Here is a 20,916-nt window from a genome sequence, read left to right on the forward strand (position 1 = left end):
ACCAAAAATTTACCAAAGTAGGCAGACCACAAACCAACGGCAAAGCTGAACGAGTGATACGAACATTGATGGAGCTTTGGCATAATCAATATGAGTTTGTCAGCAGTGAACACAGAAAGCAAGAATTAACCAGATTTCTTAATTTCTACAACACTGTTAGACCACATTCATCTTTAACCAAGAAAGATGAGATTACAGGAAAAACTTTAACTTTTACTCCTTATGAGTGGTTGGAGTTTTATTTTAAACAAAGTGTAAATAACGGGTGAGTTTCTTACACCGAGTGGCGAAAATTACCGTTATTAACGCAAAATAATTTAAAAAATCAAAGTATCTTTGCAATGGGGCAGTACGATACGGGCAAATTACAAGTTGAATTGGCAAGCCGTATTGAAAAACAAAAAGTGGCCATGGATTATGATTTGGATTATATTGAAGAGGTAACTCGCCGTCGCCAGATTCGCCTCACACCAGAAAAATTAGAACAGGTGATTGCTTATGGTAAAGATGCCGCCAAACCACATCAACAAACTGCTCATTCTTATGCATTGGGCGTGCATTATCAATTTTTGCCTAATTATAAATTGTCCTTAAATATGGGCAAGCAAGAGAGACTACCCAATAGCCAAGAGCTTTATACGCACGGTATGCACCTTGCAACCAATTCCTTTGAAATTGGCAATCGCCATCTCACCAAAGAGCGTGCCAAGCATTATGAACTGGGACTAAGCTATCAGGGCGATAAATTGGATTATCAACTGTCAGGCTATCTGTATGATTTTGATAATTATATTTATTTGCATACCATCAATGAATACTTAGGCACTGCCAAAGTCGCTCACCCATTACAATTGCACATCAATCGCTATGACCAAAGTCCTGCCAAATTTTACGGTTTTGAAGGGAAAATCGGCTATCAATTTAATGACACTTATTATGGGTCGATTTTTGGCGATTATGTGAATGGAAAATTGCACGATTTACCACCTATTGTCAGTGATTTTAAGAAGGGCTGGCTTGGCAATCCTGATACCAAAACCTACATCAAACCTGATGACCGTTATACACCACGCTTGCCGCCAATGCGATTGGGTGCAAAATTAAATGCCAATTTTGATGAAAAATGGTCCGCCAATGTGGAGTATGTCAGAACTTTTGAACAAAAGAAAATTTCCAATTTTGAAAGCCCAACCAAAGGACATCATTTAGTCAATGTTGGCGTGGACTATCAAAATGCAATTGGTGCATCAGAATATTCGATTTTCTTTAAAGCCAATAATTTGTTAGACCAAAAAGTGTATGCCCACGAAACCTATTTACCTTATATTCCACAAATGGGACGTAATTTCATGGTGGGGCTAAATTGGAGGTTTTAATAGATTTTCTGCAACATTAACTTTTTTCATTTGACCTAAATGATGCCTTTGGAGCAATTTCTTTATAATTTAGCAGGTTGCCACAGACGAAAATTACCATGTCATTCACTTTGCAAGGCACATCTCTGTGGTCAGACCATCTTTTTGAAAAAAAAGCTTGACATCTTATTATATTACTGTATAATTGGCATCCAAAAGGGGACGTGGCGAAATTGGTAGACGCACTGGATTTAGGTTCCAGCGGGGCGACCCGTGAGAGTTCGAGTCTCTCCGTCCCCACCATGTTATAACTCAATCGTGAAAGCGGTTGGGTTTTTTTGTGTGTAAATTTATTGACATTTATTCTCATAAACACAATAATGACCCAATCCCATGACACTTGATAGGATGACCCATGACGACCACACCTTTTGATACCCTGCCCACATCTACCTTGACAGGCAAGCCTGTACTGCATTTTGTCCATGCCAATGGCTTTCCCAGTCAGGTCTATGCACCGTTGTTTGAGCATTGGGAGCAGGTGTTTAGCATTGAGTATATTGAGCTCTTTGGCACGCACCCTGATTATCCACTTGACAACCACTGGCAGGGACTGACCGAGCAAGTGCTAGACAGCATCCGTGAGGCGTGCGACAAACACGGCGTGCCACAGCTGGTTGCCGTGGGGCATTCTGTGGGGGCGGTGACGACCATGCAGGCGTGTGATAAAGACCCCACGCACATCAGCCAAGTCATCGCCCTTGACCCATCTCTACTTATGGGCAAGATGAGCCTAGCTTATCAGTTATCCAAAGTCATGGACAATGCCCTACGCCCCTTGCCCAGATTTCATCACTATTTTGTCGATAAAATCTCGCCTGCCAGCAAATCCAAATACCGCAAAGACACCTTTGACAGCAGGCAGATTGCCCATGACAGTCTACGTCAAAAGGGACTGTTTAGAGCCTTTGACGCACGCACCTTTGACGGCTACATCCAGCATGGACTGACCGCCAAAGACGACAAATTCACACTCGCCATCCCCAAGGCGGTCGAGCTTGCCATCTTTCGCACCATTCCATCCCTATACTGGGCGAAGTCACTGACCATCTACCGCCCCACCACGCTCATCGCTGGCAAGTACAGCCACTTCACCCACATGGGTTCATACCACGCCATCCACGACCGTTGGGGTGTGCCAGTCATCTATGTGGACGGCTCGCACATGTTCCCTTTGGAGATACCCGACAGCACCGCCCATCTCGTGCTAGACACCATCGCCCAACAAATCAAGGCTCGCTAAATGCCCCATCATGACCTAACCGACCCACAGATGACCAAGCCATCCCCACGCCCTGTCATTTCTTTTTCGACAGTGGGCGTGGTGGGGCTGTGCTTATTTTGCCTGTTTGGCATGTTTGCCTTACAAATCATTGGCGTGTATATCGGCTCATTGGCTTATTATGAGCAGGCAGACAGTCTGGATGTTGCCACGCTCATCATGCTCGGCTCCAATAACGGCGTGGTGGTCGCCATCTCGGTTGTCATCACTGCCCTAGCCTTTACGCTGTTTGCCGTAGGTTTGGTGCTATTTAAAAGCAAAACGGCACGCCACGGCACGCCTCATCAGCCCCCATCAGCTCATCACTGGGGGACTGTTTGGCAGTTTTTTGGGATAAAGGCGATAGGCGTTCGGGGCTTTGTCGTCAGTCTAATAGGCATGATAGCATTTATGGCGGTAAGTGAGATTGTCTTGACCGCCTTGGACAGCTCACCCATGGATTTTTTGGATGGGCTTATCACAGATGAGTCCCTACCCCTACTCATATTCGCCATCGTGGTGGTCGCACCCATCTACGAAGAGCTGGTGTTTCGGGGGTTGATATTTGGCGGACTGCTTCATCGTCATCGTGCCGAGCAAACCCCCATCCGTCTGGTCGGTTTTACCATCGCTAAGTCCACACTCATGGCAAGTCTCATAAGCAGTCTGCTCTTTACGCTCGTTCATCTGCAATACGACCTGCTTGGCATGGCAGTCATCTTTGCCATGGCGTTGCTGTTTTGCTATATTCGTGTCAAATACGGACTCATCATGGCAATACTCATGCACATGGTCAATAATGGCATGGCGATGGCGGTGTATTTGGCAAGCTGACTCAAAAGCCCTTTTCTTTGCCATCAGAGCTTGTTATACTATTTATAAGCACACCCTAATTACAGACTTTAACTGGGCAAAACATACTAGGGCGTGCCTACCATTGATAGCATTTTTATAAAATACGATGCAAATTTGACAATTTTAATCAATTTTTGCATGAAAAATGGCTAAATCTTGTGGCTCGAAGTCAAAAACTTGCTTGATAGAAGACTCACAGCCTCAAGTTTTTTCCTTGAAAAACATGCGATTCCCCTGCTTTTTTAAACAGGCATTTTTCATTGCAAATACCAAAGGCAGGCACACCCTAATTTACTTACAAGTCATCATCAAGGTATTTTATGGACATCATTATCTTGGGTGGGGGCGTGATTGGCACGACCACCGCCTATTATCTTGCCAAAGCAGGGGCAAAAGTTACCGTCATAGACCGCCAATCGGATGTGGCGATGGAGGCAAGTTTTGCCAATGCTGGACAAATCTCCCCAGGGTATTCAACCCCTTGGGCTGCCCCAAGCATTCCAATGAAAGCGGTCAAATGGCTCATGCAAAAGCACGCTCCCCTTGCCATCACGCCTGATGGCACAGGCTTTCAACTGGCATGGATGAAACAAATGCTTAGCCATTGCAATGCCGAGCGTTATGAAATCAACAAAGAACGCATGATGCGAGTGTCAGAGTACAGCCGTGATTGCATCCGTGCCTTACGTGATGAGATTGGCATTGGCTATGAACATCGTACAGGTGGCACGGTACAGCTGTTTCGTAAACCCGCCCAAATCCAAGCCATGCACCTTGATACCAAAGTGTTAGAAGAATGTGGTGTGCCTTATGAGATACTGGACGCAGATGGGCTTATCAAGGCTGAGCCTGCACTTGCTTATGCTACCGCTCCGCTTTTGGGCGGTCTAAGATTACCCAATGATGAAACAGGCGACTGTAATTTATTTACCAAACGCCTTGCCGAACATTGCAAAACTTTGGGCGTGGAGTTTAAATTTAACACCGTCATTGACAAAATTATCTTTGATAATCAAAAAGTGACAGGCGTGGTTGCAGGGGGCGAAACCTTGACGGCAGACGGTTTTGTGTTGGCACTCGGCAGTTACTCTCGGGTGATGGCAAAGGATTTGGGGCTTGATTTGCCTGTCTATCCTGTCAAAGGTTATTCCTTAACCGTGCCAATCGTGGACGAAACCCGTACCCCTGTTTCTACCGTGCTTGATGAGACCTACAAAATCGCCATTACCCGCTTTGATAATCGTATCCGTGTGGGCGGTATGGCGGAGCTGTCGGGCTTTAATTTGTCATTAAATCCTGCCCGCCGTGCCACGCTAGAAATGGTAACAAAGAGCTTATTTGATGGCGGTGATTTGCCAAAAGCAGAATTTTGGACGGGTCTGCGTCCGATGACCCCAGACGGCACGCCGATTATTGGGGCGACAAAATATGATAATTTGTTTATCAACACAGGGCACGGCACACTTGGCTGGACGATGGCGTGTGGGTCTGGTAAACTGCTTTGTGATATTATTATGGGTCAGCCGACACAAATTAAAATTGATGGGTTAAATATTGACCGTTATAAATAAGGAATTCTATGAACCCCTATAAACACGCACAAATTTCCCAAAAAAGACGGGGCGGAGAAGTCGAAGATTATGTGGACATTCACGCCCTCATTGACAGCACAAAAATGCTGTGTACCGACAACCGCCACCGCATTTTGCACACTTTTTGGGGCGTGCAAGAAGTGATTATTCCCATTTTTGGACACAGTTTTGTCAATAGTGCAGGCAAAACCATTGAAACCAAAGATTTATGCGAAAAAGACCATTTGCTTGTGGATTTTCATCATCGTTTTATTCCGACTTTGGGCGATTTTGTGATGGCGATGGACGACATTCCCACCGCAGGACTTGCCAAACGCCTTGAAAAATTTCACGCCGATGTGATTGACAATCCGCAAATTTCTGCGACAATGTTATCACCGCTATCGGTAACGGGGCAATTAAAATCGCTGTTAATTACCCATAATAGCTGGTTTGTCAATACCATTTTGCCAATGATGGGAATGGCTAAGGCTCGGTTTATGGAATTTGACATTTCGCCTGATATGATTTTTAACCCAATGCGATTTGAAATGTGGATGGACAATGGGGCGTTTTATCCGCCCAGTGCCAAAAAATTGCAAGAAATTAAAGTGAAACTGTAAGGAGTTTTTTATGACCACCAAATATGTTATCCGCCAAAACGAATTTGGCTACAATGATGAATGGTATGTAATGGACTATGTTGAAAGTAGTATCATCAGAGAAATTCACGACAACCAAAGCGATGCCGAAACCGCTTATAAAAAATTGACCGTTCACGCCTTGCGTAGTGAATATTTGTCAAGCTATGCAATTGGCAATGGCGATGCCGAACAAGAAATTTATGATGCCATTGATGCCTTTACCCAAGAAAGATTTGGCGAAACTTTTGAAGACTTAGAAGACATTGATTTTGACGAATGGAGCGATGACGATGTATTTGCCTTTGCCCAAATTGCAGGGTTAAACTTTTATCAAATTGTTGAAGTTGATGACAGTGAAAAATTCTATGTCATTTGGTTCAATCATCAAGATGAGTATTTTCGCTGGAATGATGATGTTGTTAGCTTAGAAAATAATAGACTAGATTTTGATTATGATAGATTTGGTTATCATTATGATGATTTAATTGCTGATTTTTTGGAGATGTTAAATAAAGTTGCTCCAAAAGGCTCGTTGGAAGAATTAAGTGATTCCCCCACGCTATTAGAACAATTGATTGATGGCGAATTGGTGATTTATAAAGACAATCAATTATTGATAGAAGTGGGCGGTTTAAACTTTAAAGAATTGTCCGATTTGGAAACGGTCAATGCCCTATTAAAACAACCGTGGTTTGAAATTCGTGCGTTGAGCATTGATGAATTTGCCAAACTTTAATTAATTTAAAAGGTAATTATGATGAGTGAAATTATTAAACTAGACAGCAATGAAACCATTACCGAAATCACGATTTTCAACGGTGTGGTATATCTGGCAGGGCAAGTGCCTGACGATGATAGCCTTGACATTGTCGGGCAAACCCGTGAAATTTTGGCAAATATTGATAAGGCTCTCGCCAAAGCAGGCACGGACAAATCTCGCCTTTTAACCGCCCAAGTCTTTATCAAAAACCTAGATGATTTTGATAAATTTAATGCCGAATACACCGCTTGGATAGCAGGCAATGTTCCACCCACTCGTGCCACGGTTCAGGCAAATTTGGTCAATCCGAACTGGCTTATTGAGATTGTGGTAACGGCAGCGGTTTAGTTTAGCCCACTTGCCCCACCACCTGCAAGCCTGCCAACGCTACCACCCCTGCCGTCTCGGTGCGAAGTATCCGCTCGCCTATCGTCCACGACAAAAAGCCATGCTTATGGCACGCATCTATCTCATCATCAGACAGCCCGCCTTCTGAACCGACCAGTATGCCAATCGTAGACGGCAAGGGGTCTTTTGGGATATAGCGGTGAGTGTCGTCTGATAGGCTCATGACGATTTTTAGCTCATCGGTACAACTTGCTAGATAGTTCGACAGCGTAACAGGGGGCAAAATGACAGGGATAATATTTAGCCCACATTGCTCACAGGCAGAGACGGCGATTTTTTGCCAATGAGCAAGCTTTTTGTTATCACGTTCATGCCTTAGTCGCTCGGAGCGTTCGGTGGTGATGAGCTGTATGGCGGACACGCCCAACTCGCACGCCTTTTGGATGGTATAATCCATACGCTCGCCCTTACTCATCGCTTGGATTAGGGTAACACGATAAGGCAGAGTGCGATTGGCAGGGTTAAAGTCATCTATACGCACATGGGCGGACTTTTTGTCAATATGGGTCAGCGTGGCGGTATATTCGCCCCCTTGCCCGTTAAAGAGCGTGGCAGTATCGCCAATATTTGCCCGCAAAACTTTCGTCCAATGATGATACACGTCATCAGGCAGGGTTATCGTATCATGTACGACTAGGGGCATATCTACAAAAAAACGCATGAAATCGCCTTTTAAATGATTTATTAAAAATAAATTGGTAAATATAAAATGATTTTAGCATTTTATTGATTTTTATTTGCCAATTTTATCTTTATCTTATTTAAAAAAATAGGTATGGTTAATTTACGATTTAGATACATGGGGTAAATTTAATTTATCCAAATTGATATGTTACATTAGAAACATTTAAATTTTCCCCTACGCATTTATCCAAAAATAAATCATTTCTTTTTAAACAATATTTCAATCAACCTTTTCGACCCTTTTTTATTATCTTGTTTAAACAAACTTGATAAATCAGGTTTTTCTTTACCAATGGTAACGATGATAAATTCATCAGGGTGGATATAGGTATTTAGCGATTGATTGACCGTATCCAATGTCGCCTTGTCTAGTCGCACCAAATAATCAGTGATATGACTGTCGGGCAAATTATCATAACCCAAATGGCTTGCCGTGCTATGAATGGCTGAGTTGGTGGCAAGGCTCATGGGGTAGGCGTATTTGCGACTGGTGCGTTCTAGGTTAAATTCACTGTCTTTTATGCCATTTTTTCTTGTGTTTTCAATGATTTGTAAGGTTTTGATGATTGCTTCTTTGGCTTTGTCGGTCTGAGTAGAAAAACTGATACGATAATAACCCCGCTCATCAAATGTCGTCATACCGCCCGTAATACCATAGGTGTAGCCGTGCTTGTCTCGGATTTCTTTCATGAGATACGCATTAAAATCGCCCCCTGCCAGTACGCTGTTGGCAAGGCTAAAACTGGTGCGGTTTTGTAGCTCCACAGGATCTTTGGTCTCTTTTTCGCCCATGTGTCCGATATAGACGTGCGTTTGGGTGCTATCATAGGGGATATGGACGTGCTGTGGCTTGGGGGCGATGGGCGTGGGCAAGTCGGTAGCTCTCTCGCCTTGGGGCAAGGCGTTTATCAGGCGTTTGGCGATGGTGCGTGCGTCATCGGCACTGATGTCGCCTGTGATGGCGATGTGGGCGTTGCCTTTGGTTAAGTATTTGTTTTTATAGGCGATTAGGTCATCTCGGCTAATGCTCGCCACGCTCTGTTGTGTTCCGCCTGTGGGGATGGCATAGGGGTGTGTGCCGTATAGGGTTTTTAAAAATTCAACACTTGCCAGATGGCTTGGGTTCTGTTTGGCACGCTCAAAACCGATGTCCGCTTGGGCTTGGTTGCGTTTTAGGATAGTTTCATCAAAACGGGGGTTTTGTATCATGTCGGCAAACAAATCAAGGGCAGGATACAACTCTTTGTCGTCCGACAAACTTCTAAACGCATAAACAAACGTGTCTCGGTAGGCAGTCGCCCCAAATACCACGCCCAACAGTTCGGCTTTTTCGGCAAATGTGTTCTCGTCTAGGTGGGTTGTGCCTTGGGTCATCATAGTGGCGGTCATGCCAGCAATGCCGTAGCCGTCCGCTCGTATGGTGTCGTCCTTGGCAGAACCGCCCTTAAAGGTCAAGCTAATGTCCAAAATCGGTAGCTCATCAATGGGCGTAAAAATCACAGGCACGCCGTCCACGTCAAACCGCTCCATGTGTGGGATTTTTAAGTCCAGTGGCTTGTCATCTTTTAGGCTGTCAAGCACAGGCAGGGGCTTATCGCTTGGGACGACAGGGGCATGATGATGACCGTCCGCCCATGTGGTGTGGCTGATAAGCAATAAGGTTAAGGCAATTGGGGTAAGTTTTTTCATGAGATTTCCTGATATTGGGTTGGGGTTTTAATTGTTGATTTTATATAAATCATTTTTATTTAAATTGATTGTCATGGTTAATTTTGGAAAAATGTCTTGTTCATTTTTTAAATATCCAAATTTAATATCAATTTATCTTTTAAATAAAATGATTTTGGTAAAATTTAATTTTTTATTTAAATTTTACCCATAATTTTTATCAACTTTTCAAGCCCCAAAAATAATCTATTATTCATCTTTTGGCAAAATATAGGCACTATACATACGCTCATCGCTTAGGTATTTTTTGCCTGCATTTTTAATTTCATCGGTGCTAATGGTGGGCAGGATTGCCAATTCTTCTTGGATTTTGCCAAAAGGGATATTTTCATTTTTTAGCATTCCCAATAAACTTGCCTGCCCTGATACGCCTTCGGACGCAAACACCAAGGCGGTTTTTGTGGCAACCATAGAACGGTCAAGCTCTTTTTGGTCAATGGGGTCGGTCATGGTGCGTTTTATCTCGTCCAGAACAAGGTGTTTGGTTTCATCAAGGCTCACCCCTGCTTTTGGTGTTGCCATGACCATAAAAAAGCCGTCCCCATAGCCTGTACTGTCGTAACTACTATGTACAGACGTAACGAGTTCTTTTTTGACCAAATTTTTGGCAAATCGCCCAGACGCTCCGCCACTTAGCACGTCATCAAACAACCCCAATGCCAACAGCTCTCGCTCATTATCAGCGGTGTGGCGGTTGGTGAGTTTTAGGCTAGATAAAGTCGGGGCTTGCCACGCCAAAATCAGCGTGGGAACTTGGACGGCTTCTTTGATGACGACATGGCGTTCTCTCACACCGCCTTTGCCTGCGTTTAGGTCATCGGCATGGATGAATTGGGCAGGGTCTCGGGCGGGTACGGGGTCGCCTTTGGGAATGTCGCCAAAATATTTTTTGATATGGGTTAAAGCTTCGTCCTTGTCCACGTCGCCCACGATGACAAGCGTGGCGTTGTTGGGGACGTACCATGTGGCGTACCAGTGTTTTAGGTCATCCATGGTCAAGCTCTCAATGTCCGCCATGCTCCCGATAATGGGGCGACCCCGTGGCGTGTCGCCATAGACGAATGGTAAAAACCGCTCCCACGCTTTTGCCATGGGGTTGTCGTCCGTACGAGAACGGCGTTCTTCTTGAACAACTTGGCGTTCGCTCTCTATCTGTTCGGGTTTAAATAGGACGTTTTTCATGCGGTTGGCTTCTAGCTCCAACGCTAGGGCGTAGCGATTGGCGGGCAAAATCTCATGATAAACGGTAACGTCCGAACTGGTGTAGGCGTTATTGCTACCGCCATAATGACTGATAAGACGGCTAAATTCATCGCTGGATACCTTGGGCGTGTCCTTGAACATTAAATGCTCTAAAAAGTGCGACAATCCGCCCTTGCCCACAGGCTCGTCATTCGCCCCCACGCCATACCAAATCTGGGTCATGACCACAGGGGCTCGTTTGTCTTCTTTGATGACGACTTGTAAGCCGTTGTCTAGGGTGTGTTCGTGAATGTTGGCGAGCAGTTTTAGCTCTTGTTGGGGGATAGTGGCAAGGACTGTTGGGGCTTGGGGTGTGGCGGTTGGAGCGTGCTGGCAAGCGGTCAGGGATAATAACCCTAAGGATACGCATAAGGATAAGGCAAGGCGGTTAAAGGTTTTCATAGACATTCCGATGAGTTTGGCGGTTTTATTGATTTAAAATTTTGTCAATTAAGAGAAATCATTTACCAATCAAAATACTGGCAGTAGGACGTACACCTTGACCGTTATTGGCACTGCACGCCACAAGCGTTAGGGGCAGGCATAGGGCGATGATGCGTATAAATTTTTTCATGATAATTCCTAATTGCAAAAGGTTATAGTTTAGCATAAGTTGGGGTGGATGGCAATTTTGGGAAAAAGATTGACAAAAAGTACTTTTAAAAATATCATAGAAAGACTTTTAAAATATTTTTAATAAAGAAATACCATTATGCTAAACCAAATCCATAGCCGTTATGTTGCCAGTATCAGCGATTTAAAGAAAAGCCCCATGGACACACTCGCCCACGCCAATGGCGAACCTGTGGCGATTTTAAATCGCAATACCCCTGCTTTTTATTGCGTGCCTGCGTCTTTATACGAAAAAATGTTGGACGCATTGGACGACCAAGAACTCATCAAATTGGCAAACGAACGGTAAAACCAAAAAACGGTAAAGGTAACGATTGATGACTTACGAGCCAAATTCCAATAATGATGAAAATCGTGTTTATGAATTAGAATTTAACGAAACTGCGTTAAAATAATTTGAAAAATTAAACGCCACGATTACCGAACAATTTTTAAAAAAGCTAGAAAAAGTGCTGTTAAATCCACACATTCCCAAGAATAAACTACACGGGGCGAATGCTAAGAATTTATACAAAATCAAACTTCGTAAGGTAGGTTATCGTTTGGTTTATGAAGTTAGGGATGATAAACTGGTGGTGCTTGTGATTACGGTGGGACGGCGTGATACGGTGTATGATAATATTTGACGCACTTATAGGCTTTGGCTCTATTTAGTATGGTAGAGCTGATTTTTTATGATTTATTTTTTGCTAAATTTAGCGTAAAATAACCCCAAATTTTTATGAGAATCATCATGTCTAACACAGCCCACACTGACCCCAAACTTGCCCAAAAACAAGCCGTTGCCAAATCCGCCCTTGCCTACATCGAAGACGGCATGATTTTGGGCGTGGGGACAGGCAGTACGGTAAACTGCTTGATTGAGCTGTTGCCACAGGTTCGCCTAAAAGGGGCGGTGGCAAGCTCACAAGTGACCGAAGATAAATTAAGAGCCTTAGGCATTGAAATTTTTGATTTAAATGCGGTGGGCGAGCTTGATTTGTACATTGACGGGGCGGACGAGATAGACGCTCATGGCAACATGATAAAAGGCGGTGGCGGTGCCTTGACCCGTGAGAAAATCGTGGCGGTAGCATCCAAACGCTTTGTGTGTATGGTGGACGACTCCAAAACAGTCGCCAAACTGGGCAAATTCCCTGTGGCGGTGGAAGTGTTGCCCCAAGCCCGTTCCTATGTGGCTCGTGAACTGGTCAAACTCGGGGGTGAGCCTGTCTATCGAGAAGGCTTTGTCACTGATTATGGTAATGTGATTTTGGATACTTATGATTTGGACATCACAGACCCTGCCGAGCTAGAGAGCACCCTAAACAACATCGTGGGCGTGGTATGTAATGGTATCTTTGCCAGTCAGTCGGCTCACATCATGCTAAAAGCAGGCGATGACGGCGTAAGTACGGTAAAATTTGACAAGACGACAAAATAAGGCAAATAAAAATAAGGATTTGACATGCTCTTAATGATAGATAACTATTGCAGTTTTACTTACAACATTGTTCAGTATTTTGGCGAATTAAAGCAGGACATTGTGGTAAAACGCAACAACGAGATTACCCTTGATGAGATAACCACTCTTGCCCCACAAGCCATTATCCTAGGGCCAGGCCCTTGCACACCGACTGAGGCGGGGGTTACCGTACCAATTTTGACGCATTTTGGCGGGCAAATTCCCATTTTGGGTGTGTGTTTGGGTCATCAAGCCATTGGGCAAGCCTTTGGGGGCGATGTCGTGCGAGCAGGCGAGGTCATGCACGGACGGCTGTCGGACGTGTATCATAAGGATATGGGCGTATTTCACGATTTGCCAAACCCTGTGTCGGTGGTGCGGTATCATTCGCTGGTCATTGACAAAGCCACGTTGCCTGAGTGCTTAGAAATCACCGCTTGGACACAAAATGCAGACGGCTCTATGGGCGAGATTATGGGTATTCGTCATAAAGAGCTAGACATTGAAGGCGTGCAGTTTCACCCAGAATCTATTTTAAGCGAGCATGGTTATCAGCTTTTTAATAACTTTTTAAAACGCTGTGGGCTTGCTGTGCTAGATGATGAAAATTTGCCAACAGTGGCGTGATTTTTTATTTAAAAACAGTATTGTAAGGGCAATTTATTCGCCCAAATTCGGTAAAATTATTCGTTTAAAAAAATTTAAAAGGAAATCCATGTTAAAAAATGACCACGACATTCACGCCTTTTTGGTACACACCCTAAACACCCTAATCAATGGCGAAAACCTAAGCGATGACGACACTACCACACTCATGACCCTTATCATGACAGGCAAATGCCCCGATGTGCTACTGTCCGCCATTATCACGGCTTGGCGTATCAAGGGCGAGACGGTGGACGAGGTTGCCATTTCTGCTCGTGTTATGCGGTCGTTTGCCAATGCCGTTACTTTGGACGTGGATAATGCGGTGGACATTGTGGGAACGGGCGGAGATGGGGCGAATTTGTTCAACGTGTCCACAGCATCCGCCTTTGTGGTGGCGGTCTGCGGCGGTGTGGTCGCAAAGCACGGTAGCACAGGCGTATCAAGCCGTTCGGGCGCGTCCGATTTGCTCACAAGTGCAGGCGTGAATCTCGCCCTTGACCCAAGCCAAGTTGCCGAGTGTGCCAAAAATACAGGTGTGTGCTTTATGTTCGCCCCCAATCATCACCCCGCCATGCGTCATGCCAAGGCGGTGCGTGGGGCGTTGAAGGTGCGGACGATTTTTAATATCTTAGGGCCTTTGACCAACCCTGCGTCTGCCCCAAATAGCTTGCTTGGGGTGTATGATGTGGCGTTGTGCGAAAAGCTCGCTCACGTCATGGGCAAACTTGGCAGTCGCCATGTGTGGGTCGTGCATTCTGATGACGGCTTGGACGAGATAAGCCTTGCCACACCCACAACCGTCTCTGAATACAAGGACGGCAAGGCAACCACCTTTAAAATCACCCCTACCGATGTCGGCATTGCCATGCAGTCGCTTGACGGCTTGTCGGTTGGCTCGTCTGATGAAAGTTTTGACCTTATCAAATCCGCCCTACAAGGACAAACCGACCCACGCACCCAAAAGGCGTGCGATATTATCGCTCTAAATGCAGGGGCAAGCCTGTATCTGTCAGGGGTGTCAGACAACTTTAAAGACGGTGTCGCCCTTGCCAAAGAGGCCCTAGCAAATGGTAAGGCATGGCAAAAAATGCAGGAATTTGTGGCATTTACCCAGACATTTAACGCCTAAAATAGGATATGTAGGGGCAAATTGCAACTCGCCCAAATTATATTTTCAAATTTAAAAAATTTTAAAAGGAAAAAACCATGTCCACCCCCACCATTTTACAAAAAATTGTTGCCACCAAACACCAAGAAATCGCCCATGCTCGCACCCAAATCAGCCTTGATGAATTAAAACAAAAAGCCAAATCCGCCCCTGCTGTGCGTGGTTTTGCCAATGCCCTACGAGAGGTAGAGCAAGGCAAGATTGGCGTGATTAGCGAGATAAAAAAGGCAAGCCCGTCCAAAGGCGTGATTTGCCAAAATTTTGACCCCATTGCCACCGCCCAAGGCTATGAGTCGGCAGGGGCAACTTGTTTGTCTGTTTTAACCGACCGTGAGTATTTTTTGGGGCATGATGACTATCTTATCCAAGCCAAAAACGCTTGTAATTTGCCTGCCTTGCGTAAAGATTTTATGGTGGACGAGTACCACATTTATGAAAGCCGAACGCTTGGGGCGGATTGTATTTTGCTTATCATGGCGTGCCTTGATGATGAAACGGTGGCACATTTGCACAAGGTGGCGATAGAGCTTGGCATGGACGTGCTGATTGAGATTCATGATGAACAGGAGCTGGCTCGTGCATTGAAATTGCCCAAATCCACTCACAACATTTATGGCATCAATAACCGCAATCTGAATACCTTTGATGTGGATTTAAATACGTCCATTCGCCTTGCTAAGACCTTGCGTGAAAATGTGGGCGATGACGCACTTATCGTCAGCGAAAGTGGCATTCATGGGGCGGACGATGTACACCTGATGCAGTCGCATGGCATTCATCACTTCCTTATCGGTGAGCAATTTATGAAAACGGACAATGCAGGGCTTGCGTTGGAGAAATTGCTAAAAAGCATATAAATAACACACAAACCAAAACCCCACACCACACGGCATGGGGTTTTTCATTGATTTTAAGTATCTTAACCAATCTTATGACAATCAAACCCAAGCTCTGCCATTTGACTCTCTTTTTCAAGTGGGGCAAGGCTCGCCTTAACATAGGGCTTATCTTTTAGATAGGTGCGTGCCACTCGTTTTAGGTCGTCTATCGTAACCGCCAACAGCTTGGCTCGTATGGCTTCTTGCATTTCTTTGGTGCGTCCGTGTAGCTCGCTAAAACACGCCTTGACCGCCTCGCCTGCTGGGGACGCAGGTTTATCCATACCCCCGATAATTCCCAAAATCGCCTCCTCCAACTTATCAGCGTCATGGTCGTTATCAAGTAGCCAGTCAATACTCTTTTCAAAATGAAGAAAAGTCGCCACACAGTGCGGGTCTCGGTAGCTATAAAAGCGAAAACTTGCCGAATTAGCATCAAAACTCGCCCCACCACCATACGCTCCGCCTTTTTCACGGATTGCCGAATGCAGATAGCCATTTCTTAAAAACGGAGCCAGCACTGTCAAGGCAGGTGTGTCCTCATGCCCCGATGTGGTCGCAGGGTAGGCTATGGCATTATGATAGACATTGGTGGCGATAAGCCATGCGATGTCTTTATTGTCATCACCCTTGACAAGTTCATCAAACGCTAGCGTATCATGTACCACGACAGACGATTTGGCAGGCTTATGCGGTGTGTTTAGCACGTCTTTTATCACCACCTTTAACTCGTCCGCCTTGTCCGCCTCACACACCAAAATCACGTCTTTGGGCAGGTTTTGTACTTGCTCATGGATTTGGGCTAGGCGTGCTGATAGCGTTTGCCAAACCGCTTGGTCGGTTTCACTTTGTTTTAAAAATGATTTTAGTGCCGACAGGGCAGGTAAGCCCGAATAACGGTATTCTAGCGATGATAATTTGCTCATGCTCCGACTGGCGGTCTGAATGGCGTAGCTGTGCCCGCTTGCTGATAGGCGTGATTGCCAAGACGCTTGTTTTTGCTGTAACAGCTCGCTCATGCGGTCGGTTTCAGTAAAAATGGTGTCGTTTAGCACGTCGCTCACCAGCCCAATCGCCTCAGGCTTGCGAGCTAAGGCACGGGTCGCCACTACTAGATAGCTTGTCATCGCCTCCTTATCATGGCGGTCGGTACGCTGTGAAATGCGAGCGGTAACACCTGATGAGATGGACGCTTGCACCGCTTGGAATGTGCGTGCGTCATACCTATCCGTACCTAGCTCGGACAACAGCCCTAGATATAGGGGCAACAGCGGATTATTTAAAATGCCTAAATTGTCATTTAAATCAAGCACCACTTGATAATAATACAGTCCATTTGTGCCTGCATGATACTCATAAAGTGTACGTTCGTCTTGCCCAATGGTTATCGGCTGTTTGTTGGCGTGGGCGAATTTTATCGCTTTGGGAATGTCATCTAGCCCCACTTTTGGCAAAATATCCACGTCATCTATCATTGCTTGGCGTGTGGCAAGCTCGGCAGACTTTTGGCGAATGAGTGCTTTATCCTCATCGCTTAACGTGGCATTTAGCTTATCTAAACTTGCCTTTTCGTCATCTATCAAGCGTTGGGCTTTGTCCTTATCAGGCGATAGTGTTAAGCGAACTCGGTGTGGGTTGTCAAGTAGGTGCGTTTTGATGAGATTTTGCACCCAGTTTGGCTCTTTGACCTGCTCCGATAGCCACGACAAATGCTCATCAATCTCCCACATATCCACAGGATTACCGCCATGCAGTGCCGTACCAAACCCTTCAAGCATGAGCGTCAAGCCATAAGGCATACTGTCGCCCCCAATGTGGCGTTGGTCTAGCTCTATCTGATGTAAAATGGTCTGTATGGTCTCATCGGCAATGGGGTTTTCTGCCACAGAACGAAGTAGCTCCAAAATGCCGTTTTCCACGTCATCGGCAAGCTTGTGCTCCGAGCCACGCACCCCTGCATAAAACGCCATCTCATAATGACTGTCGTCCAAGCCCAGTAGCGGACTTGCAGACGTGCCAAGTGGCGAGCTGTCAAGGTAGGCTCTTAGGGGCGAACCTGCGTGTTCTATCAGCACGCCCTCCATGAGGCGAAGTGCCAGACGCTGTTTGGGGTCGGTAATGCTTGGTAGTAGCCACGCCAACACGTTATGGGTCATTTTCTCGCCACTGGTGTCAGCGGTATAAGTGTCATAGACTTGCACAGGCTCATTTAGGCGAGTCTCGGTCATGGAGACGAACTGTTTGCCACGAGACGGTTTTTCGGCATCATCAAAACGTACTAGGGCATCATCGTGCAGGCGTGCTTGAATGTCCGCCACGTCAATGTCGCCAAAACTCATGATGATGGCGTTGGACGGGTGATAATGAGTCTTGTGAAAATTGACCAAATCAGCATGGGTCAGCTTCACAATCTCTTTTGGGTCGCCCCCTGAATTATAATGATAAGTCGTGGTCGGATACAGGTGTGGTGCCAAAGCGTAGTAAAGCTGGTCAATCTCGCCACTCATCGCCCCTTTCATCTCATTAAAGACAATGCCGTGGTATTCAGGTCGTCCCTGCTCGTCAAGCTCTAAACGAATGCCTTCTTGGGCAAAGTCTAACTCGTGAATGTTGGGGAAAAACACCGCATCAAGATAGACGGATAATAGGTTAAAATAATCGTTTTTGTTTTGACTGGCAAAGGGGTACACCGTCCAATCACTTGCCGTCATGGCGTTCATAAAGGTCTGCAATGACCGCTTAATCATGCTAAAAAACGGGTCTCGTACAGGGTATTTTTGTGAACCGCACAAGACAACGTGTTCTAGGATATGAGCTTCGCCACGAGAAGTCATGGGCTGAGTGGCAAAGCCAATCATCAAGGCATTTTCGTCATTATCACACGCCAGATGATAATGAGTTGCCCCTGTGGCGGTATGCTCACAAAGTAGCACCGTAATATCAAGGGCTTCTATGTGGTGCTTAGATTTTAGGGCAAAGGCAGGGTGTAGGTTAAATGCTGTCATGAATGGTTCCGTGATGAAAAAATGCTATATTGTGGCAAAAATTTGCAATTTAAACAAGGCTTTTGTAAATTTTGATAAAAATTCTTGTTTTTATGATTAACTTTTATACTACCGAAAAAGTATTGAATTAGAGAATGATTTGGCGGTATACTTAGGGTTATTTTTTCTTATCATTTTAATTTTAAAAGGCAATCATCATGAGCTACTTCGGCACAGACGGCATTCGTGGGGCATTTGGACAATTTCCCATCACCCCTGATTTTTTACTGCGACTTGGCTATGCCACAGGGCAGGTTTTGTGTCAAGAAAATGAGGGCAAACGCCCAAGCGTGGTCATTGGCAAAGACACTCGCATTTCAGGCTATGTCATCGAATCCGCCTTGCAAGCAGGGTTCAACTCGGCAGGCGTGGACGTACACCTATTCGGGCCTTTGCCGACACCTGCCATTGCTCATTTGGCAAGAAGTTTTCATGCCGACATGGGCGTGGTCATCTCGGCGAGCCACAACCCTTATGGCGACAATGGCGTAAAATTCTTCTCAGGCGAAGGCAAAAAAATCTCAGACGACACCCAATCCGCCATTAACGCCAAATTGGACGAGCTTGTCAGCGCCCAAAGTTTTGCCCCCATAGCCGACTACCCCACCGAGCTTGGCAAAAGCTACCGCATTGATGATGCCAAGGGGCGTTATATTGAGTACTGCAAAGGCTCATTTCCTTATCAATATGACCTGCGTGGGCTGACCATTGTGGTGGACTGTGCCAACGGAGCAGGGTACAGCGTTGCCCCACGGGTTTTGCGTGAGCTTGGGGCAAGTGTCATCGCTCATGCCAACACGCCAAACGGCACGAACATCAATGACAACTGTGGTTCAACCCACCCCGAAACCTTACAAAAACTCGTGCTAGAACACAAAGCGGATTTGGGTATTGCCCTTGATGGCGATGGCGACCGTATTGTGATGGTGGATGAAAACGGACAGATTTTGGACGGCGACAGTATTTTATACATTCTTGCCAATGGGGCGGACGAAAAGCCTGCTGGCGTGGTCGGCACGCTGATGAGCAATATGGCTTTGGAAAATTTTCTTAAAAATCAAGGAATTAACTTTATCCGTGCCAAAGTGGGCGACCGCTACGTCATGCAAGAGCTTGAAAAATATGGGTATTTTATTGGCGGAGAATCGTCTGGGCATATTTTGTGCCTTGATAAATCCCGCACAGGGGACGCCATTGTGGCAGGTTTGCAGGTGCTGGCGGTTTTGGTCAAAAAAGGCGGTAAACTGTCTGATTTAACAAAGGGTTATGCCCCTTATCCCCAAACACTCATCAATGTTCGCCTAGCCAAAATGAGCGACCCTTATGACAATGACGAGCTAAAATCTGCCTTCGCCCAAGCCGAGAGCGAGCTTGGCAGTACAGGGCGACTACTAATCCGTAAATCAGGTACTGAGCCTGTGATTCGGGTCATGGTAGAAGCCCAAAATGGCGAGACGGCAAAAGCATTGGCAACGTCATTGGCGGATAAAGTTAAGGCGGTGTTGGGGTGATTTTAAATCATAGATAATTTAAAATGGGTGTGTGGGGTGAATTGAATTTGCCTTGTGGTAATTTAACATTTGGGCGAATAAATTGCCCCTACATATCCAATTTTAAAATCTATATTTAAAAATACCCTTAAATAAAAATATCATTTTAGGGCGTGTTGAACTTTGGTATTTGCAATGAAAAATGAGAAAAATCGCACGTTTTTCAAGGAAAAAACGTAGGCTGATAGTCATTCTATCAGACAAGTTTTTGACTTCGAACCACAAGATTTAGCCATTTTTCATGCAAAAATTGATTGAAACTGTTAAACTTTCATCTTATTTTATAAGAATGTTATCAATGTTCAACACGCCCTAATATTAAAAAAGAGAAAAACCCATGATATTAGACCTCCCCCCAACCACCATAGAGCTGATTACCGCCAAAGCTGAGCAAGCAGGGATGACGGTTGATGAATTGCTTATATCCACCTTTACCAAAGATGATGAAGATGCTTATTATGAGTGGTTTTATCAACATCATTTTGATATAGAACGCTTGACAAAAGCCATTGGCGAAACCGATGAAAACGGACGTGCCAAGCATACTGTTAGCCCACCCAAAGGACTGGCAAAAGACAAAGAAGCATTTAGAACATGGGTAAAAGCCAATGCAAGTTAATCTCTCATCATATTTTTTGCGATTGCTTGATAAATTGGACGAACAAAGCCAAGATAGGGTTGCTGAATTTATCAATTATGTCGAGCAAAATGGCTTATATGGATTGGCAGGACGTAACAAATCATCCGCCCCACAAAATCCCCACGCCAAAAAAGAGCGAGCTAATTTTGATTATGCCCAAAAACATTGTTTATGGCATTATCATATTGGTATTCCTAAATATGTGGGCGATGATGGCGATATGACGAGCGAATGTATCCTGCATTATCAACGCTTTGATGATAAAATTATATTGGTGGATATAAGTACGCACCCACCTTTTGAATTACCAAACCAAGATAAATTAAGACAACTTTAATAAAAG

At 45.1% G+C, this 20,916-nt stretch carries 19 protein-coding genes, 1 tRNA gene and 2 pseudogenes; 18 read left to right on the forward strand and 4 right to left on the reverse strand.

The window, feature by feature from the left end:
* From K941_RS14730 to K941_RS0104645, 9 genes and pseudogenes are all read left to right on the forward strand, one after another.
* On the forward strand, nt 1-269 hold a 269-nt coding region (locus K941_RS14730), incomplete at its 5' end, for an integrase core domain-containing protein (protein ID WP_036387496.1).
* A 57-nt stretch (nt 270-326) separates the two neighbouring features.
* Nucleotides 327-1,376: pseudogene (locus K941_RS14735) on the forward strand (TonB-dependent receptor domain-containing protein); the annotation flags it as partial.
* 197 nt (nt 1,377-1,573) lie between these two features.
* Nucleotides 1,574-1,658: transfer RNA gene (locus K941_RS0104615), tRNA-Leu, on the forward strand.
* Nucleotides 1,659-1,770: 112 nt separating this feature from the next.
* Nucleotides 1,771-2,658, forward strand: coding sequence for an alpha/beta fold hydrolase (locus K941_RS0104620; RefSeq protein ID WP_029102689.1), 888 nt, complete (start codon nt 1,771-1,773; stop codon nt 2,656-2,658).
* Nucleotides 2,659-3,510, forward strand: a complete 852-nt coding sequence (locus K941_RS0104625; RefSeq protein WP_029102690.1) for a CPBP family intramembrane glutamic endopeptidase — start codon at nt 2,659-2,661, stop codon at nt 3,508-3,510.
* Nucleotides 3,511-3,851: 341 nt separating this feature from the next.
* Nucleotides 3,852-5,102, forward strand: coding sequence for a D-amino acid dehydrogenase (locus K941_RS0104630; protein WP_029102691.1), 1,251 nt, complete (start codon nt 3,852-3,854; stop codon nt 5,100-5,102).
* An 8-nt stretch (nt 5,103-5,110) separates the two neighbouring features.
* Nucleotides 5,111-5,725 carry a DUF6915 family protein gene (locus tag K941_RS17050; RefSeq protein ID WP_029102692.1) on the forward strand — a complete coding sequence of 205 codons (615 nt, stop codon included), beginning with the start codon at nt 5,111-5,113 and terminating at the stop codon, nt 5,723-5,725.
* Nucleotides 5,726-5,735: 10 nt separating this feature from the next.
* On the forward strand, nt 5,736-6,482 hold the full coding sequence (locus K941_RS0104640) for a hypothetical protein (protein ID WP_029102693.1): 747 nt from the start codon (nt 5,736-5,738) through the stop codon (nt 6,480-6,482).
* Between the two features lie 15 nt (nt 6,483-6,497).
* Nucleotides 6,498-6,854 (forward strand): RidA family protein, encoded by a 357-nt coding sequence (locus K941_RS0104645; protein ID WP_172462020.1) that lies wholly within the window; start codon nt 6,498-6,500, stop codon nt 6,852-6,854.
* A 1-nt stretch (nt 6,855) separates the two neighbouring features.
* Here K941_RS0104645 and K941_RS0104650 read toward each other — a convergent pair whose 3' ends face one another.
* The 3 genes from K941_RS0104650 to K941_RS14745 all read right to left on the reverse strand — a co-directional run bounded on the left by K941_RS0104650 (nt 6,856) and on the right by K941_RS14745 (nt 10,970).
* The gene (locus tag K941_RS0104650; protein WP_036387498.1) at nt 6,856-7,575 is read right to left on the reverse strand and encodes a 16S rRNA (uracil(1498)-N(3))-methyltransferase; all 720 of its coding nucleotides are present in this window, start codon (nt 7,573-7,575) and stop codon (nt 6,856-6,858) included.
* A 221-nt stretch (nt 7,576-7,796) separates the two neighbouring features.
* Nucleotides 7,797-9,287: a M16 family metallopeptidase gene (locus tag K941_RS14740; RefSeq protein WP_051225880.1), complete on the reverse strand. Its 1,491-nt coding sequence runs from the start codon at nt 9,285-9,287 to the stop codon at nt 7,797-7,799.
* A 228-nt stretch (nt 9,288-9,515) separates the two neighbouring features.
* The gene (locus tag K941_RS14745) at nt 9,516-10,970 is read right to left on the reverse strand and encodes a M16 family metallopeptidase (RefSeq protein ID WP_051225881.1); all 1,455 of its coding nucleotides are present in this window, start codon (nt 10,968-10,970) and stop codon (nt 9,516-9,518) included.
* A 310-nt stretch (nt 10,971-11,280) separates the two neighbouring features.
* Here K941_RS14745 and K941_RS14750 point away from each other — a divergent pair, with 310 nt between their 5' ends.
* The 6 genes and pseudogenes from K941_RS14750 (at nt 11,281) to trpC (ending at nt 15,318) form a co-directional block, all read left to right on the forward strand.
* Nucleotides 11,281-11,490 carry a type II toxin-antitoxin system Phd/YefM family antitoxin gene (locus tag K941_RS14750; RefSeq protein WP_051225882.1) on the forward strand — a complete coding sequence of 70 codons (210 nt, stop codon included), beginning with the start codon at nt 11,281-11,283 and terminating at the stop codon, nt 11,488-11,490.
* A 28-nt stretch (nt 11,491-11,518) separates the two neighbouring features.
* Nucleotides 11,519-11,827 (forward strand): annotated as a pseudogene (locus K941_RS16780) (type II toxin-antitoxin system RelE family toxin).
* 107 nt (nt 11,828-11,934) lie between these two features.
* Nucleotides 11,935-12,624 (forward strand): ribose-5-phosphate isomerase RpiA, encoded by a 690-nt coding sequence (rpiA, locus tag K941_RS0104675; RefSeq protein WP_029102696.1) that lies wholly within the window; start codon nt 11,935-11,937, stop codon nt 12,622-12,624.
* Between the two features lie 24 nt (nt 12,625-12,648).
* Nucleotides 12,649-13,272, forward strand: coding sequence for an anthranilate synthase component II (locus K941_RS0104680; protein ID WP_029102697.1), 624 nt, complete (start codon nt 12,649-12,651; stop codon nt 13,270-13,272).
* Between the two features lie 88 nt (nt 13,273-13,360).
* Nucleotides 13,361-14,422 carry an anthranilate phosphoribosyltransferase gene (gene trpD, locus K941_RS0104685; protein WP_051225883.1) on the forward strand — a complete coding sequence of 354 codons (1,062 nt, stop codon included), beginning with the start codon at nt 13,361-13,363 and terminating at the stop codon, nt 14,420-14,422.
* A gap of 77 nt (nt 14,423-14,499) precedes the next feature.
* On the forward strand, nt 14,500-15,318 hold the full coding sequence (trpC, locus tag K941_RS0104690; protein ID WP_029102699.1) for an indole-3-glycerol phosphate synthase TrpC: 819 nt from the start codon (nt 14,500-14,502) through the stop codon (nt 15,316-15,318).
* A 62-nt stretch (nt 15,319-15,380) separates the two neighbouring features.
* On the opposite strand, the gene K941_RS0104695 is transcribed toward trpC, so the two are convergent.
* Entirely contained in the window at nt 15,381-18,344 is a 2,964-nt protein-coding gene (locus K941_RS0104695) for an insulinase family protein (protein WP_029102700.1), read from the reverse strand.
* Between the two features lie 197 nt (nt 18,345-18,541).
* On the opposite strand from K941_RS0104695, the gene glmM reads away from it, so the two are divergent.
* From glmM to K941_RS0104715, 3 genes are all read left to right on the forward strand, one after another.
* Nucleotides 18,542-19,894, forward strand: a complete 1,353-nt coding sequence (gene glmM / locus K941_RS0104705; RefSeq protein WP_029102701.1) for a phosphoglucosamine mutase — start codon at nt 18,542-18,544, stop codon at nt 19,892-19,894.
* A 376-nt stretch (nt 19,895-20,270) separates the two neighbouring features.
* On the forward strand, nt 20,271-20,552 hold the full coding sequence (locus tag K941_RS0104710; RefSeq protein WP_029102702.1) for a hypothetical protein: 282 nt from the start codon (nt 20,271-20,273) through the stop codon (nt 20,550-20,552).
* Entirely contained in the window at nt 20,542-20,910 is a 369-nt protein-coding gene (locus tag K941_RS0104715) for a hypothetical protein (RefSeq protein WP_029102703.1), read from the forward strand. The genes K941_RS0104710 and K941_RS0104715 overlap by 11 nt, the downstream gene beginning before the upstream one ends.
* Nucleotides 20,911-20,916: the final 6 nt, after the last annotated feature.

It is taken from the genome of Moraxella caprae DSM 19149 (genome assembly GCF_000426885.1).
Taxonomy (GTDB): Bacteria; Pseudomonadota; Gammaproteobacteria; order Pseudomonadales; family Moraxellaceae; genus Moraxella; species Moraxella caprae.